This window comes from Roseateles sp. AC306 (genome assembly GCF_979253795.1).
In genome coordinates, this window is record NZ_CEEDEB010000002.1 from 711,392 (window position 1) to 727,952 (window position 16,561).

Consider the following 16,561-nt stretch of genomic DNA (forward strand, 5'->3'; position numbering starts at 1 on the left):
AGGCAAAGTGGCATCGCCGCGCCTCAGCATCTCTGGTCAACCTGACCGAGTGGCTGCGTCCTTGCAATGCACACGGTTCCCGGACGTCTGCCTTGCGACTCGCGCGGAACCGGGTGAACGTGAAGCAGACTCATCACGAGTCTGTCCATGCTTGCGGCAGTGGCGCTACCAGCGCCAGCTGCCGCAACAGAAGGTGGACCGACTCAGGAGGGCCGCCGACGGCGAGCCAGCGAGCCGACGCATGCCAGACCCGCCAGCATCATCGCATAGGTACCTGGTTCGGGAACCGCGGTGATGAACGAGGTGTAGGTGTAATGGCCGCCCAACGTGTCCGAGCCGGTACCTTGAACGACCGCTGCGTACAGGCCAGCGCCGGAAGACGACGGATTGAATGTGCTCCCGGTGCTCGCGTCGTAGCTGAAGCCGGTGCCGGGCAGCAAGGCATCATCCGCCGTGCCGAAGCTGCCGTCTGCGCCCGCAAAGACGACGAAATACTTTCCGTCGGCAATTGCGCGATCAGGCCCCCCAGTCGACACCACCACGCTGCCCATGAAGGCAAAGCCCCCGGGTACCGTAAACGTGTAGGTGTCGGCAAAACTGCCGGCGGCCACGTCCGTCTCCGTGAAAAGGAAGGTGTCGGGATGGGCGCCGAGGTCGGCAAACGCGGCGTGAGCTGACCCACAGGCCAGTGCCACACTCATGGTTGCCAACAGCTTCTTTGCGAGATGTGAGTTCATTGATTGCTCCTATGTATGCCGCTGTGTGTTGATGCGTGCATTTGTGTTTTTTCGTTTGCGGCGATTCTGAACCTTTTGCCCAAAATCGCGCACTTCATCCTTGGGGGAGCATTGAGGTTGGGCGCGCGGCTTGCACCACTCGTCTGTGCCCTCTACGCCCTGTAGCGCCTCTCAGCGCCAGGCAATGAGGGCGACGCCGCCGAGGATCAACGCGGCCCCCGCCACTCGGGTGAGGTGGACGGCCTCCCCAAGCCAGATGAAGCCCGCAGCCATCGTGAAAACATAAGACAGCGCGACGAATGGGTAGGCCTGGCTCAGATCCAATTCCGAAAGCGCGCGCAGATAGACGACTGCGGCCAGTACATACAGGCCAAGTCCAAGAAGCACCAGTGGCGAGCCGAGCATCGAGACGAATCGTTCGATGACGCCCGCGTCCGTTGTCTGCATCGCATTCCGAGCGCCGGTGGTGCCGAGCTTCATCACGACTTGGGCCACCGAAGTCAGCATCACGATGCCGATCATGATCAACAGGTTGGTCAGGCCCATGGCTCAGCCCGGTTGCGACACAACGCCACGGCACCACTCGTAGGTCTGGCGAAGGCCTTCGGTGAGCGATACCTTTGGCTCCCAGCCGAGCACCTCGAGCGCCTTGCTCCGGTTGGCCGCACGGTCGCCGTCGCCCTCGCGGCGCGTCGGGTCGTAGGTTATCTCGATGTTCTTGCCCGAGATGGCGGCGACCGCCTCAGCCAGTTCGCGGATCGACGTGCTGTAGTCGGGCCCGATCTGGATCACCCCCTTGCCGAGCCCGGCCCCTGCCACGCGCAGCAACGCGTCCACCACGTCGGCCACATAGACGAAGGCTCGCCGCTGTTTTCCGGAACCCCAGACGATGTACGGCTCCTCGGGATGCCGCAGCGCCTTGCGGATCAGCGCCGGGATGACCTGAGAGCGCTCGGGCGACATCTCGCAATGGGGCCCATAGACGTTGTGGAAGCGCAGCAGGCCGACCTTCATCAGCCCTTCGTTCATGGCCAGCTCGGCCTGGTACTCGCCCATCAGCTTGGACCAGCCGTATGACGACTCGGGCAAGGCGGGGTAGACATCCTCTTCTTTGAAAAGCGGCGTCCTGCCTTGCGCGTCGGGCACGGACATCGCGGCCGGGTAGCTGCACGCCGTGCCCACGTACACGTAGTTGGCCACCTTGTTGGCAACTGCCGCATGCAGCATGTTGGAGTCGATGCGCAGGTTGGTGTTGAAAAGCGAGAACTGATTCCCGAACACGTAGTTGATGCCGGCCACCACGTCGGCCAGGTGGTAGACGAGGTCGCAGCCTTCGGTCACGCGAGCGCAGGCCGCCGCGTCTGTCAGGTCGACGTGATGGAAGTCCCGCTCCATGTCGATCAGCGGCGTGCCGCCGGGCGCGAGGTGTTCGCGCTTGCCGCGCCACAGGCTGTCGGCCACGCTCACGCGGGCGCCGCGCTGAACCAGCGCGGCGACCAGGTGGGAGCCGATCTGGCCGGCGCCCCCAGTGACGAGCACGTGTTTTCCTTTGAAGTCGGCTTCAAAGCTCATGGAGTTCTCCCGCAGGTGAAAAAGTGAACGTGGCACCGGCCGAAGGCCGGGCCTGCAATCGATTCGCCAGCCGCAGCGCGAGCGCGACGACGGTCAGCGTGGGGTTGGCATGGCTGCTGGTGGGCAGCATCGAGGCGCTGGCAACGTGCAGGTTCAACACGCCGTGCACCCGGCCGTGCGGGTCGACCACACCGTGGCGCGGGTCGCTGGACATGCGCGTGGTGCCGATATGGTGGCCGAGCACCGCCTTGATCTCGGCCAGTTCCTCGCGCGCCGCGGGGTTGAAAGTGAGTTCGCCGACCCGCTGCGTGCGCAGTTCGTGGGCCAGCAGTTCGTGTGTGCGCCAGATCGCGTCCAGGTCCTGCGGCTGTACCTTGAAGTCCAGGCGCATGCGCTGCTGGCCTAGCGCGTCGCGCTCGTCCAGCAGTGCAAGGCCGGCGCCGCGGTCGGGCACCTGTTCCGCCTGAAAGTACAAGTGGAAAGTGTTGGACCGGGAATCAACCGTCAGCGAAGGCAGGCGGCGCTTTTGCAGGAAGCGGCCGCGCGCAAACTTGGGCAGCACCGAGACGACCTGCGGCGAGCCTGCCAGCACATTGCGCAGGTGGCGCCAGTAGATGGCGTACTTGCCATTGCCAAGGCTGCCGTCGTCACGCTGGCGTTGAAACAGCTTCTTGGCGAGGAAGGCCGCCGATAGCACGGCGCTGCCGTGGCTGGGGTCGTCGATCAGTGGCCGGTCGAGCAGCATGTAGGTGTTGAGCAGCTCCAGTTCACGCTGGGTCTTCTCGGAGACCCACAGCCGCCGGCGCACGAACACGCCGTCGCTGTCCTGCTCATACCCGGAGATGACCGGCTGGTTGGCGTTGAACTTCAGCGTCGCGATCACGCCGTGCACATGCGACATATAGCCCCGGCCCAGCCAGCCGCCTGCGGCGCCGATGCCTTGCTGCTGGCCTTGGCGGGACGTCATCAGCAGCCGCGTCGTTTCCAGGCCGCCGCCGGTGAGGACAACCTCGCGGGGACGAACGCTCAAACGCCGCCCTCCGACACTCGCGGCGTGCCCGACCGTGACGCCTGTGACGCGCTCGCCCGCGGCGTCGGTGCGCAGTTCGACCGCCGCCGCCTCCATCAGCACGCGCACGCCCTGTGAGGCTTGCAGCGTCTTGCGATGGACCTTGCCGAAATGGGTGGGCGGGCTCCAGCGTTCCAGCGAGCCGGTGTCGATCGCGCCGTCTGCAAAGCCCGGGACCATCGGTCCGGCGGCAGGGCCGAGCACGCGCGCGGCGCGGTAGTCGAACGCGCCGCATTCGAGCCAGCCGTGCGCCTGCGCATAGAACGCATCCAGTTCCGCGCGATCGATCGGCCAGCCGCTGTGTGGAACCCACGGCCGGTGCTCGAAGTCGATAGCGTCGTAGGGAATGCAGCGACCGCCCCACAGCGCGCTGGTGCCGCCGAGCTGGCGGTACCGGGCCTGGTCGAGGGGCAGGTGGCGGGCGGTGTCGTTCAGTTCGCCCGCGTACAGAGCCTGCGCCGCGCCGGCCCGGTTGAGCTGGCCGGCTTCGAGCAGCAGCACCGAGCGGCCGGCGCGTTCCAGCGACAGCGCCAGCGCGATGCCGGCCGGGCCGGCGCCGATCACGCAGACGTCGCAATCGAGCGTCGTGCCGTCAGGGATGTCGCCGGCGCGTTCGATCATCGTGCGGCCTCTGCCAGCGCGTTAAGGTTGTCGTTCAGGTGTGACCGGCAACCCATGCCGACCAGCGCGACGCCCACTGCGGGTGCAGACAGCACCGCCGCGAGCGCGTCACCACGCAGTGCCGGCCGGCCGGCCAGCGTGCCACCGCCGAAGACCTCTCGGGCGATCACGCCGATGTTGCGTGCACGCAGGTCGGCCAACAGCGCCAGCACATCGGCAGGCAGTTGCGCTGCGCCGCCGACGGCATTCACCGCCGGCGTGAGCGGCAGTTGCAGGCAGCTGAGGCCCGCCCACGTCGCCCAGCGCGGCGCGTCCGGGAGCTGTAACGCCGAGACGCCGAACCAGCGCACCCTGCCCGCATCACGCAGCTCGTGCAGCAGCGCCAGCACGTCATCGCGCTCGGCGACCTCGACCGGCGGGCTGTGCAGCAGCAACAGGTCGATGCGCTCCACGCGCAGGCGCTTCAGGCTCGCCTCCACGCGGCCACGAAGATAGGCCGGCTCGAAGCACTGGCGTTCACTCGCCCGCCGCAGCTCGGTGCTGCGCGCGCGGCCACCGCGCCAGCGCCGCAGCAACGGATTCAGCACCGGCTTGACGAGGCGGATCACCTGCTGCGACTGCGACAGCCTCATGCCGACCTTGGTGCACACGACAAGCTTCTCGCGCCGGCTGGCCAGCACATGACCGAGCAGGCGCTCGCTGTCGCCCTGGCCGTACACGTCGGCCGTGTCAAAGAAGTTCACGCCCTCATCCACGGCGGCGAGCAGCGCGGCCCGCACCTCGGCCGGCGCATGCCGGGTGGCCAGCGACGCGATGGTCGAACAGCCGAAGCCCAGCCTTGACACGGACAGGTCGGTCGGCGGGAAGGGGTGTGTGGCCAAGCCCATGCCTCTCGCCGTGCTCAAGCGGGCACCAGTTGCTGGTACACGGTTTCGGTGGCGCGAACGAGCGAGGCCCAGCCCTGGTCAATCGCGGCCTGGCGCAGCAGCGGCTGCATGCGTTCACGCAGCGCGTCGTCATCCAGCACGCGCAGCAGCGCCTGGCTCAGCGCCTCGACATCGGCCGGGGGGATCAGCAGCCCGGTTTCTTCGTGGATGACCGCCTCGGCCGCGCTGGCGATGGTGGTCGCCACCACCGGCTTGGCATACCCCAGCGCGACCGGGATCACGCCGCTGTTCCAGCCCGACTCATAAGGCAGGACGACGGTGTCGGCGCGTTCGAACCAGCCCGCCATGCGCTCGAAGGACACGTATTCGGCCACCAGGTCGACATGACCCTGCATGCCGTGACGCGCAATGGTCTCGTGAAGCGGTGCGAGATCCATGAACGGCTTGCCGACCACGGCCAGGTGGGTGTCGGGCCGCGTCTGGCGCAGCCGGGCGAACGCCTCGAGCAGCGTGCCGATGCCCTTGCGCGGCTCGATCAGCCCGAAGCACAGGATCAGCGCCCGGCCGGCGGGAATGGCGGGCGGTTCGGCCTTCACGTCCCGCCGCACGAAGTCCAGCAGATCGGGCACTGCGGCCACGCTCGACTGGTCGACATCGATAGCCCACGAGCGGCGCACGAAGCCGCGGTTTTCTTCGGAGTTGAAGAAGACGTGCTGCATGCGCTTGAGCAGCCCTTGCGCGGCCTTGTCGTGGTGCTTGCGGCGGTTGTTGGAATGCAGGTCCTGCGGGGTGTAGACGGCCACCGCCGGGAACAGCAGGCGCAGGGCGCGGTCGAGCAGCCACAGCATGTCCGGGTGCTGTCCGCCCTGGTAGTGGATGACCTGAGGGCGCAGGCGCCGCAGGTGCATCCACAGCCGCCACCACAGCACGGGACGCGGCCGGAAGCGGTCGATGGCCTCGAGCACGGTGTAGTCGCGTGCATACCGGCCGAGCTCGTAACCGACGCCCGTCAGCAGACTGACCTGATGACCGTTGCGGGCGAGGTGGGATGCGAGGTTGTGCGTGTACTGAGCCGTGCCGGCGCGCGCCGTGGGGCTGACGAACAACACGCGTTTGGGGCTGGCGGCGGGTGCGGTGGTTGTCGGCATGCTTATGCCTCCGCAGGGGCCTGATAGGCGTCGAGCTGCGCGAGCGTCAGCGCGCGCATGTCCTGCCCCTCGGCGCTGGCGCGGAACCATTCCACGGTGCGCTGCACGCCCTCGGCCAACCGCCAGCGCGGCTGCCAGGCCAGCAGTTCGTGGGCTTTCGTGCAGTCGAGCTTCAGGAAATGCGCCTCGTGCGGCGCGTCGGCCGGCGGGTTGTAGGCGACCTGTGCGCCGGGCCAGTGGCCGGTAGCCAGGTCGGCGACCTCACGCACCGAACGACAGTCCGCGTCCTCGGGACCGAAATTCCAGCCCTCGGCGAACGGCTGGCCGTGTGTCGCCAGTGCCTCGGCCAGCAGCAGATAGCCACGCAGCGGCTCCAGCACGTGCTGCCAGGGGCGAATGGCGTCTGGCGAGCGCACCTCCAGCGCGCGGCGATTGCTGAATGCACGCATCGCGTCGGGCAGCAGCCGGTCCTCGGCGAAGTCGCCGCCGCCGATGACGTTGCCGGCGCGCGCCGAGGCGATGAAGGTGTCGCCGTTGCTAAAGTAGGAGCGCCGCATCGCGCTCGTCACCAGTTCAGCGCAGCCCTTGCTGTTGCTGTACGGGTCATGGCCACCCATCGCATCGCCTTCACGGTAGCCCCACATCCACTCGCGGTTCTCGTAGCACTTGTCGCTCGTCACGCCGACCACCGCACGCACGGCGGGCTGGTGGCGTATGGCCTCCAGCAGATTGACCGTGCCCATCACGTTGGTGGCGTAGGTCTCGACCGGCTCGCGGTACGAGCGGCGCACCAGCGACTGCGCGGCCAGGTGCAGCACGATCTCCGGCTGCGCGCCGGCCAGCGCGCTCTTCAGCGCGGTCAGCTCGCGCACGTCGCCGTGCAGGTGCGTGATGCCACGCGCCACGCTGGCGAGCGTGAACAGGTTGACCTCGCTCGGCGGCGCGAGCGAGAAGCCGGTGACCTCGGCACCCAGCGACTCCAGCCACAACGTGAGCCAGGCGCCCTTGAAGCCGGTGTGGCCGGTCACGAACACGCGCCGGCCGCGCCAGAACGCGGGGTCGGGCAGGCGCTGCGGGTCGAGTCGGGTGGCGTTCATTGCCATGTCTTCCAAGGTGCCCGGCCCTCGCTCCACAGCAGCTCCAGCGCCTGCTTGTCGCGCAGTGTGTCCATGGGCTGCCAGAAGCCTTCGTGCTGGAAGGCCGCCAGCTGGCCGTCGCGGACGAGCTTCTCCAGCGGCTCGCGCTCCAGCGTGCTGTGGTCGCCCTCGAGGTAATCGAAGATCCTCGGCTCGAAGACCAGGAAGCCGCCGTTGATCCAGCCGCTTTCGGTGATCGGTTTTTCGGCGAAGCGCTTGACCTCGCCGTCATGGATGTCAAGCGCGCCGAAGCGTGCCGGCGGGCGCACGGCGGTGATCGTGGCGACCTTGCCATGCCTGCGGTGGAAGGCCAGCAGCGCGGTGATGTCCACGTCGGACACGCCGTCGCCGTAGGTGAGCATGAAGGTGCCGTCGGTCAGCCAGGGCTTCAGGCGCAGCAGGCGGCCGCCGGTGAGGGTGTCCAGGCCGGTGTCGATGACGGAGACGTCCCAGTCGGTGTCGCTCGCGTTCAGCAACTGGCGTTCGCCGTGCTTGAGGTTGACGCGGTAGTCGTTGTGGAACAGGTTGAAGTTGAGGAAGTAGTGCTTGATCATCTCCGCCTTGTAGCCACTGGCGACGATGAAGTCCTTGTTCCCGTGGCCGGCGTAGCCCTTCATGATGTGCCACAGGATGGGCTTGCCGCCGATCTCGATCATGGGCTTGGGCTTGCTCTCGCTTTCCTCGGCGATGCGGGTTCCGCGGCCACCCGCCAACAGCACTGTTTTCATGGTGTGAGTCCTTCCCTGGTTGGCTTCAAATGGTTCTAGACAGCGTCACGAGCAGGCGGTTGCCCCGTCGCTGCACCGAGGTGTCAAGGACGCGGTCGGCGATGCCCTGGTAGCGCAGGGCCAGCCACGTCCGGGCATCGAGCGGCAGCGTGCCGGTCATACGCGGACGCAAGGTCCGTACCGGGCCGAAGCCGCCCGGGTCGTTGCCGATCGGGCGGTACTCGGCGCCGACCAGGGCCACCTCCAGCCGGCCACGGCCTCCGACACGCAAGGCGGCACCGATGCGGGCGCCGCGCAGTTCATAGAGGCGCCCCAGGCCGGCCGGCGCGGTGACATCGCGCTCCAGCGCGATGTCCCACTGGCCGATGGCGAAGGTCTGCGTCAGGCTCGCGCGCCAGACGGTCATGGCGGGGCCGTGCCCGTGAGCGGTGCCGACAGCGGCCCGGCTCATGAGGGTCGCGCTCCATTGGCGTTCCGCTTCGAGCCAGGCGGCCCCATAGCGGGCGTCGGCCCTGCCTTCGAAATCGGCACGCCGCTCGCGCAGCAGCACGCCCAGGCGCAGCAGTGCGTCGTAGCGCCAGTGCGCGCCCAGCTCGATGTCGTTGCCCTGTGTACCGGCGTAGTCGGGGGCGCGTGAGTTTGCCCAGGTGCCGACCCAGCGTGCCGCCAGATGGGTGCGCGGCCCGGTGCGCCAACTGGCGTCGAGCGCATGTCGCTGGTAGCTGGCAACGAAGCGCTGGTCGGATGTTCCGCCCGGCACGGGTGCGGCCGGGGTGTTGCCCATCGGGTCGTGCGAACGCAGCAACGTGCCAAGGTAGTTGACCGCGGTCGTCTCGCTGCTTCTGAACGCTGCGCTGGCCTGGACCGTCGATGCATCGACGCGCTTCGCGTCGTAGTCGCCCTGCACACCGTGCAGCAGTTCGGCCGACGCATCCATCTCGATGCGGTGGCGCGCGCTTTCCTGCTTCCAGTTGAGGCCCGGCGACACGATCATGGCCGCGCCCTTGCGCCGTTGGTCGATGGCCAGCAGCAGGTTGTCGTCGGCTTCGAGCGCGGCGCTCAATCGTGCCTGCCAGGGCGAGCGGTCGACGCGCGGCGGAACCAGCGCACGGTTGCCGGGTTCGCGCAGCGCCTGCGACTCCGCCGGGATGCGGGCGCTGTCTATGCCGTTGCTCCAGGTGCGGAGCTCGCCAAACGGCAATGTCTCCACGGGGGCGGGCGGCGGCTCGTTGAACGTGTCGGCATCGGCCGCGCGCACCGGCGCACTGGCCAGCCCAGCGAGGCAGGCCAGGGGCAGGATGAGCGCGCCATGCCGTCTCATGGATGTCTCATTGAACGATGACGGTGTCGCCCGGCTCAAGCACGGCGGGCCCCTGGCCGCCGCCTTGCACATAGGCGTCGTAGTCGAAGGTCTCGCGCGTCTCGGTGCCGCCGCGGCGGCGCACGATCAGCAGCTTGTCGCGCTTGGCGAAGGGTGTGAAGCCATTGGCCATCGCCACCGCCTGCACCACGCCGACAGGCGCGCGCAGGATCAGCTCGCCGGGCCGCAGCACCTCGCCGAGCACGTAGACGCGGTAGCTCTGCACCTGCACCAGGCTGACCGTGACCAGCACCTCGCGCAGTTCCTCGCCGAGCTTGGCCGTCAGCGTGGCTTCCACCTCGGCCAGCGTGCGGCCTTGCACATCGATCTGCCCGGCCAGCGGGTAGCGCAAGGTGCCGTCCGGTGCGACAGGCAATTGCATGCTGAGAGCGGGCTGCTTCCAGACCGTCACGCTCAGCACGTCGCCCGGCCCGAGGCGGTAGGCGGCCTGTGCAGCTTGCCCAGCTTGCCCAGCTTGCGCGCGGGCAGCGCCGCCGAACGCCAGCGCCAGGCAGCAGCCGATGAGCAGGGCGTGAAGAACACGCAGAAGGGTCTTCATGATCATGTCGGCACCTTGATCGCCACCGCGCTGTGCTGCTGCACGCGCAGGCGCATTTCCAGGCGAGGCAGGCCCTGCTCGCGTGAGCGCAGCACCTCGCGGTAGATGGCCGTCGTGCGCGCAGCCATCGCGGCCAAAGTAAAACGCTGCTCGACACGCTCGCGCGCCGCGCCGCCGAGGCGGCGGCGCAAGTCGGCGCTGGCCAGCAGGGCGCCGGCCTCGCGCACCAGCGCGGGCACATCGCCCGGCGGCACGATGAGGCCGCTCTCGCTATGCACCATCATTTCTCGGTTGCCGCCCACATCGGTCGCGACGATGGGAAGCCGCATGCTCATCGCTTCCAGCAACGAGTAGCTGAAGCTCTCGACGTAGGACGACGAGATCAGCGCGTCAAGGTTGCCCAGCACGGCCGGAATCTCGCTCGACGCCACGTTGGTGAGCAGCGCGCGGCCAGTCAGGCCCAGTTCGCCGATGGCGCGCTGGACCTCGGCCTTGTACTCGCCCCAGCCGGGCGGTGCGTCGCCAATGATCAGGAAGCGCGTGCGTGGGTCGCGGGCCGCGATCTCTCGCGCCATCTTCAGGAACTCGATCTGGCCCTTGACCGGATGCACCCGGCCGACCATGCCGAAGACGAAGCAGTCGGGCGTGCCGAAGAAGCGCTGGCGCATGTCCGGCACCGCCGCGCCGGGCTGGAAGCGGGAGATGTCCACGCCGTTGTGCACCACCACCACGGGCGAGCGTTGCGCGCCCGCACCGGCAAAGGCGGCCATGTAGCCGGAGTCGGTGATCACGGCATCTGCGCGCGCCTGCGCCTTGCGGTCGGCCCAGGTGTAGAGCGCGCCGCGCGTGAATCGGCCGCTGAAGTTGGTCCAGCCGAAGAAGGCGTTGACGAGCGCAACCTTCTCCAGCCGCGCGGCGAGCAGGCCGATGATGTCGGCCCGGTGGTCGAGCGCGTGCACGATGTCGGCCTTCTCGGCGCGGATGCGGTCGCGCAGCAGCGTGCAATCCTGCAGGCCGAACTTGGACTTCACCTCCACCAGGTCGAGCGGCAGCTTGCGGCGGCGCGCCTCGATGATCCAGGGCGTGTTGTCCATGCCCGGCTTGATGGCGGCCACCAGCCTGGCCTGCACGTGCGCCGGATCGAGCGCCTGCAGCAGCGCGAAGGCGTAGCTCTCGGCACCGGTCACGTCGTTGATGCCGCGGGCGTTGCGGAAGTAGAGAACGCGAAGAGGTCGTGTCGCCATGATGGGTGTCAAGCGGTAGGAGGAAGGCCAGCGGCGTCTGGCGGCGCGCTGCGCTGGCGAATGGCATGGAAAACCAGCGCGACGATCAATGCGGCTTGCAGCACCCGCGAGCCGGTGGTGGCCCAGGCCGCGCCGAGCACGCCGTGCTCGGGCACCAGCCAGGCGGCCAGCGCGCACCACACGGCGAGCGCGATCACGCCCGAGAGGGCATAACCCTGAGGCCGGTCAAGCGAATACAGCACCAGGTACAGCGGGTGGCTGAGCAGCGTGGCGATGAAACCCGGCAGCAGCGCCCGCATCACGGCGGCGCTGTCGGCGTAGGCCTGGCCGTAGACGATGCCGACGATCAGGTCGGCCAGCGGCATCAGCATCACGAGCCCCAGGCTCACGGCCAAGAGTCGCGGGGTCAGCTTGCGCACATAGCCGCGCAGCCCGGCCAATGTGTCGATGCGCGAGGTGGACGGCAGCTTGACAGTGAGCAGCGCCACGGTGAACTGGTCGACGATCAGCAGCAGCGTGGCGGCCGCCGCGTACACCCCCCCGGCGGCGGCGCCCTTCACATGCGTGAGCACCGGCACTGCGAGGTAGGCCTGGAGCAGGAAGCACAGGTTGGCCAGCGCCGTCCACTTGCCGAAGCTGAACAACTCGCGCAGCGTGTGAGCGTCAAAACGCATGCGGCGCAGGTCGGCGCTCAACAGGCTCATGCCGATCCCGGCGACGAGGACGAAGCACAAGGTCTGCGTCCAGATCAGTGGCCATGTGCCAAGCATGCCGGCGAGCCAGAGCAGCGGGACGCAGGCCAGCCGCAACACATTGCCGAGCGGCGTGAGCAGCGCGTAGGCGAGGAATCGCTCGCGGGCCTGCAGCACGGCAAGCGACAGCGTCGCGAAGCTCGCGGCAATCGCGGTCACCGCGCCCACGCGCGCGACCTGGGCCACCTCGGGCTCAAGCCACCAGGCGCTGGCGGCCCAGAACAGCGCCAGCATCGGCACGATCAGCAGCGCGCGCATCACCAGCGCCGAACCCAGCACCGCCGAGGCGCGCTGCGCGTCGGCGCCGTGGTACCTGGCGTAGAAGCGCACGACGCCGGGATCGAAGCCTTCGCCGATCAGGTTGTGAGCCCAGATCGTCACGACGGTGAAGGTCGTGAACAAACCGAACTCGGCCGGCCCGAGCACCCGCGCCAGCAGCAGGCCGACGAGGAAGGCGCAGCCGGCCTTGAGCATGTTGGCGGCGAACACCAGCAGCGCCGGGCTGGCGGCATGGCGGCGCGTCGCCCGCCAGAGGTGGCCGTCCGATGTGGTGGGCGTGACCGTCATGGCGCGCCTCCCTCCGCCGGGACCGACTTGACGGCGAGGAGCTCGAACGACGCGTTGCGGAACACCACCGGCAAGGCGGCGCCATTCGCTGCGGCGAAGCGGGCCAGGTCGTCGGGGTGCTCGTAGTCCATTTCCTTGGCGAGCGCGCCGCGGCCGACCACGATATGCGTCACGCCGTGCTGGCGGATCAAGCCCCACAGTTCGGCGTCGGTGCGATAGCCATAGGGCGAGACGGCGCGCCGCTGGGTATAGAGCGGGAAGGCGCGCGCCCGGCCCACCAGCAGCATGGCGTCGGCCGGCGTTTGAGTGCGCACATGGGACAGGACGGCCTGACCGTCCGCATCCGTCAGGCTGGGTGCGACGGGGCCGCGTGGTGCCGTCGCGTAAGCGCTGACATAGGCGATCAAGGTGCCGCCGGCCAGCAGCACCAGCAGCCCGCGCGCCGGCGCAGGGCCGAAGCGTCGCCGCAACACGCCCAGGCCCGACCAGGCGTGGTACAGGTAGATGGGGAACAGCGGCAGCATGTAGCGCTGCTGGATCATCGTGCCGACCCAATAGACGATCAGCGGCGCCATGTACATGACTGGAGCGATCTCCAGCACCGTGACGCCGCGCCGCAGGTTGGCGACGAATCCGATTGCCGCGAGCAGCGAGACGCCCACGAACATCGCGGCGCGCAGCCCGAAGTCCCACGGCGCGGGCAGGCCGTTGCTCCACAGCAGCGACAGGCTGGCGACGTAGCTGCGGGTGTTGTAGACGACGGTGTGCGGGTCGAGCGTGATGAGGCTGGCGTAACCGCCGTCGGAATGCAGCGTCAGCGACTGCAGCGCCGCCAGCAGCAGCCAGGTCGGCAGCGCAATCGCCAGCACCGGGCCGATGCGGCGCAGGCGCCAGGCCTCGGTTGCGATGAGTGCCGGCAGCAGCACCATGCCGACGCTGCGCGTGCCGTAGGCCAGGTAGGCGACAAGGCCCAGCACCAGGCCTTGCGCGATGCGCCGCCGATCCCATGGCTGCGGCATACCGCTCCAGCGGTCCCCCAGCCACAGCGTCAGCAGGAAGAACAGCAGGAACAGCGAGTCGGCTCGCACCTGATTGCCGAAGTCGATCAGGTAGGGGCACAGGCCGATCAGCGCCACGCCCGCCAGCCCTGCCGCCTTGCCCACCCGGGGACGCAGCAGGGCGTAGCCGGCCGCCAGGCCGCCGCCAAACATCGAGATGCCCAACACCTTGAGCATCTGGAGATCGGCGCCCCAGATGGCGATGGCCGGCATGATCGCCAGTGGATAGACCGGCGGGTAGGTGGCCGGCCCGGGCACCGCCCAGGGGTTGGCGGTGTAGCCGGTGTCGCCGTAGGGGTGACCGGCCAGCAGGTTCATCGCATGGGCGACGTACATCGCGAAGTCGTCCGACCACTCGTGCCCGGGCCGCAGGCTCAGCACGTGCAGCAACACGATCGCAAGCACCAGCGCCGCGAGCACCACCGTCTCGCGGCTGCCCGTGCGCGAGGCGGTCTCGTGGTGTCGCAGCGTGGTTGATGTCACGCGGCCTGCTCCAGCTTGCCGACGTATTTGGCGCAGCGGCGGATGCCCACCCTGTGCAGCACGTACTCGCCCAGGATGGCCAGGATGGAGAAGCCGGTGCGCCAGATGTTGAGGTGGTTCTCCTCGTCGCCGTAGTGGGTGGGGATGGGCACCTCGACAACGCGCAGGCCGAACACGCGGCACTGGATCAGGATCTCCACGTCGAAGTGGTAGTAGCCGGCGTTGCGCTCCAGCGGCAGCCGTGCCAGCGCATCGCAGCGGTAGGCGCGGTAGCCGGAATGGAACTCCGAAAGACGCCAGCCGAGCACGAGGTTGGCGATGCCGGTCAGGAACTTGTTGCCGAGAAAACGGTGCAGCGGCATGTTGCCGGCCAGCGCATCGCCGGCCAGGCGCGAGCCGAAGCACATGTCGGCCTCACCCCGCACGAGCGGGCCGACGATGTTGTCGAGCAGCTCGGGCGCGTACTGGCCGTCGGCATGCAGCATCACGACGATCTCGTGGCCCTGCTTGATGCAATGGCTGTACGCCACCTTTTGCGAGCCGCCATAGCCGACGTTGCCCGGATTGCGGATCAGCGTGAAGCGCTGCAGCCCGAGTTCACGCGCGGTCTCGCGCGCCACGCCCGAGGTGCGGTCGGTGCTCGCGTTGTCGACCACGATGACCTCGGCGGTGCGCGCGAGGAACTCGGCCGGGATGCGCCGCATCACCTCGCCGATGAAGCGCTCGGCGTTGTATGCCGGGATGTAGATCGCGATGGTCATGTGCGCTCCCTGGACCTGGTTTTCATGATCTGCCCGAGGGCGGCGCCCAGCGGCACGGTGAACCACACGTCGCGGACCATCGGGTTGAGGCAGATGAACACGAACTGGCCGACCAGCACGACGAGCAGCGTGCGCGCGCAGGCGCCGAGCACCGGGTCGTGCCAGGCCGCGCGCACGCCGCGCAGCGCCAGCACCCACAGCGCGATCAGCGCAGCGAACGCGAACACGCCGGCGTCGGCGGCCACGCCGACGAAGGCGTTGTGGATGTCCTGCGGGTGGAACGGGCTCTCCGCCCAGGCCGGCAGATAGGACTGGTAGTGGTGATAGGTCTGGCCCAGCCCCATGCCGGTGAGCGGGTGTTCCAGGAACAGGTTCCAGCCGCCCAGCGAGGACTCCATGCGGAACTGCAGCGAGCTGGCGGTGGAGCTCAGCTGATCGGCGCGCAGGTCGCTGCCGATATGGCGAAGTTCCTCGATCGTCTGGGCGAGCTTGGGCATGCTCCAGCCATGAGCCGCCAGCGCGAGCACGAACCCGACCGCACCGGCCACCACCAGCGCGCGGCCGGGCCGCGACCAGATGCACAGCGCGGCGGCCGCCATCGCAACCAGCCCGAGCATGGAACTGCGCGAGATGGCGCAAGACCACGCGTACATCAGCAGCGCAACCGCGCCGAGCGCCAGCAGCCGCCCGCCCAGGCGCGCCTGCACGCCCAGCAGCATCGCGAACGGCAGCACCATCTGCAGATAGCCCGCCAGGTAGATCGGGTGCGGCGTGGTGCCTTCGGCGCGGAAGTCTCCGCTGGTGCCTTCGACATTGTTCACCGCGGCGGAGCGCCAGTCGCCCGGCAGCACGAGGCGGAAATGCACTTGTGCGACCACGACCAGCGCCTCGGCGACGCCCGCGACGACCAGCGCGATGGTCGCGGCACGCACATCGTCGTCGTTGCGCACCATGCTCAGCGTCAGCAGGAACAGGATCATCCGCGTGATGTAGCCGGTGAGTTCCTTGTTGACACGGATCGCATCGACCGATGCCCCGTTCAACACCGAGGCCATGACCACCGAGACGGCAATCGTCGCCATGAACAGCGTGCCCGTCAGTGCCGCCGGCGTGGCCACAGGGTTGGGCCAGGGGCTGCGCCGCAGCACCGCGTTGCCCAGGATGGAGGCGACGACGAGCGGGATCACCAGCCTCGTGACCGTGAGGCCGGAGCCGAAGTCCACCGTCACCGGGATGGATGCGATCAGCAGCCAGAAGCTCCAGCGCGGATGCATCATCAACAGCACCACCACTGGCGCGGCGATCACCAGCGCCAGCGCCTTGGTCCCGAACTCGGCCGAGGCGAAACCCAGCGCGAGCGCGAGCGCCGCCGCGGCCAGCGGGCCGGGGTTCAGGCGAAGGGTGCGCAGGGCCGTCATGGGGTCAGGAAGGCATGGATCAGGCGTCGGGTTCGAGCAGCGTGATGCGGCGCTCGTCGGGCGCCTTCGCGTCGTATGGATCGTCGGCGTAGGCGAGCAGCAGCATCATCTCGGCGCCGTCGTTCTTGAATGCATGCGCCACGCCGGGAAGCACCTCGATGATCTCGGGCCGGTCGGCGCGCAGCTCGGTAAGGGCTGACTCGCCGGTCTCGATGACGCGGGTGGCCATCGTCGCGGTGCCCTGGATCACGCAGAACCATTCGCGGGCATGCTCGTGGTAGTGGTTGCCCTTGACCTGGCCGGCGTGGGCGGCGGTGATGTAGATCTCGCCGAACTCGCGGTGGCCTTCGGCGATGTGCTCGCGCATCAGCAGCTTGATCAGCCAGCCGCGGGCGTCCTCGCGCCGCAGCAAGGGGCGTCGCGTCACGCCCGGAAGGATGGTGTTGTCGGTGTCGCTCATC

16 protein-coding genes are annotated in these 16,561 nt (G+C 68.4%); all 16 read right to left on the minus strand.

Annotation, left to right across the window (positions count from 1 at the left end; genetic code table 11):
• Nucleotides 1-203: 203 nt before the first annotated feature.
• The 16 genes from AC0IZJ_RS07940 to AC0IZJ_RS08015 all read right to left on the minus strand — a co-directional run bounded on the left by AC0IZJ_RS07940 (nt 204) and on the right by AC0IZJ_RS08015 (nt 16,560).
• Entirely contained in the window at nt 204-737 is a 534-nt protein-coding gene (locus AC0IZJ_RS07940) for an FxDxF family PEP-CTERM protein (protein ID WP_471848388.1), read from the minus strand.
• 171 nt (nt 738-908) lie between these two features.
• Entirely contained in the window at nt 909-1,283 is a 375-nt protein-coding gene (locus AC0IZJ_RS07945) for an EamA family transporter (protein ID WP_471848390.1), read from the minus strand.
• A gap of 3 nt (nt 1,284-1,286) precedes the next feature.
• The gene (locus AC0IZJ_RS07950; protein WP_471848392.1) at nt 1,287-2,309 is read right to left on the minus strand and encodes an NAD-dependent epimerase/dehydratase family protein; all 1,023 of its coding nucleotides are present in this window, start codon (nt 2,307-2,309) and stop codon (nt 1,287-1,289) included.
• Nucleotides 2,299-3,999 (minus strand): FAD-dependent oxidoreductase, encoded by a 1,701-nt coding sequence (locus AC0IZJ_RS07955; RefSeq protein ID WP_471848394.1) that lies wholly within the window; start codon nt 3,997-3,999, stop codon nt 2,299-2,301. Before AC0IZJ_RS07955 ends, AC0IZJ_RS07950 begins: the two co-directional genes overlap by 11 nt.
• The gene (locus tag AC0IZJ_RS07960) at nt 3,996-4,886 is read right to left on the minus strand and encodes an aldo/keto reductase (RefSeq protein WP_471848396.1); all 891 of its coding nucleotides are present in this window, start codon (nt 4,884-4,886) and stop codon (nt 3,996-3,998) included. Before AC0IZJ_RS07960 ends, AC0IZJ_RS07955 begins: the two co-directional genes overlap by 4 nt.
• A gap of 14 nt (nt 4,887-4,900) precedes the next feature.
• Nucleotides 4,901-6,034 (minus strand): glycosyltransferase family 4 protein, encoded by a 1,134-nt coding sequence (locus AC0IZJ_RS07965; RefSeq protein ID WP_471848398.1) that lies wholly within the window; start codon nt 6,032-6,034, stop codon nt 4,901-4,903.
• A 2-nt stretch (nt 6,035-6,036) separates the two neighbouring features.
• Entirely contained in the window at nt 6,037-7,131 is a 1,095-nt protein-coding gene (rfbG, locus tag AC0IZJ_RS07970) for a CDP-glucose 4,6-dehydratase (protein WP_471848400.1), read from the minus strand.
• A complete protein-coding gene (gene rfbF, locus AC0IZJ_RS07975) occupies nt 7,128-7,898 on the minus strand; it encodes a glucose-1-phosphate cytidylyltransferase (protein WP_471848402.1) in 771 nt (256 codons plus the stop codon). The genes rfbG and rfbF overlap by 4 nt, the downstream gene beginning before the upstream one ends.
• A gap of 25 nt (nt 7,899-7,923) precedes the next feature.
• Nucleotides 7,924-9,219, minus strand: coding sequence for a hypothetical protein (locus AC0IZJ_RS07980; protein ID WP_471848404.1), 1,296 nt, complete (start codon nt 9,217-9,219; stop codon nt 7,924-7,926).
• Between the two features lie 7 nt (nt 9,220-9,226).
• Nucleotides 9,227-9,817, minus strand: a complete 591-nt coding sequence (locus AC0IZJ_RS07985; RefSeq protein ID WP_471848406.1) for a polysaccharide biosynthesis/export family protein — start codon at nt 9,815-9,817, stop codon at nt 9,227-9,229.
• A gap of 2 nt (nt 9,818-9,819) precedes the next feature.
• Nucleotides 9,820-11,061, minus strand: coding sequence for a glycosyltransferase family 4 protein (locus AC0IZJ_RS07990; protein ID WP_471848408.1), 1,242 nt, complete (start codon nt 11,059-11,061; stop codon nt 9,820-9,822).
• A gap of 8 nt (nt 11,062-11,069) precedes the next feature.
• The gene (locus AC0IZJ_RS07995) at nt 11,070-12,380 is read right to left on the minus strand and encodes an oligosaccharide flippase family protein (protein ID WP_471848410.1); all 1,311 of its coding nucleotides are present in this window, start codon (nt 12,378-12,380) and stop codon (nt 11,070-11,072) included.
• Nucleotides 12,377-13,921 carry a hypothetical protein gene (locus AC0IZJ_RS08000; protein WP_471848411.1) on the minus strand — a complete coding sequence of 515 codons (1,545 nt, stop codon included), beginning with the start codon at nt 13,919-13,921 and terminating at the stop codon, nt 12,377-12,379. The genes AC0IZJ_RS07995 and AC0IZJ_RS08000 overlap by 4 nt, the downstream gene beginning before the upstream one ends.
• The gene (locus tag AC0IZJ_RS08005) at nt 13,918-14,682 is read right to left on the minus strand and encodes a glycosyltransferase family 2 protein (protein WP_471848413.1); all 765 of its coding nucleotides are present in this window, start codon (nt 14,680-14,682) and stop codon (nt 13,918-13,920) included. Before AC0IZJ_RS08005 ends, AC0IZJ_RS08000 begins: the two co-directional genes overlap by 4 nt.
• Nucleotides 14,679-16,100, minus strand: coding sequence for an O-antigen ligase family protein (locus tag AC0IZJ_RS08010; RefSeq protein ID WP_471848415.1), 1,422 nt, complete (start codon nt 16,098-16,100; stop codon nt 14,679-14,681). Before AC0IZJ_RS08010 ends, AC0IZJ_RS08005 begins: the two co-directional genes overlap by 4 nt.
• 19 nt (nt 16,101-16,119) lie before the next feature.
• Nucleotides 16,120-16,560 carry a polysaccharide biosynthesis C-terminal domain-containing protein gene (locus tag AC0IZJ_RS08015; RefSeq protein ID WP_471848417.1) on the minus strand — a complete coding sequence of 147 codons (441 nt, stop codon included), beginning with the start codon at nt 16,558-16,560 and terminating at the stop codon, nt 16,120-16,122.
• Nucleotide 16,561 lies beyond the last annotated feature (1 nt).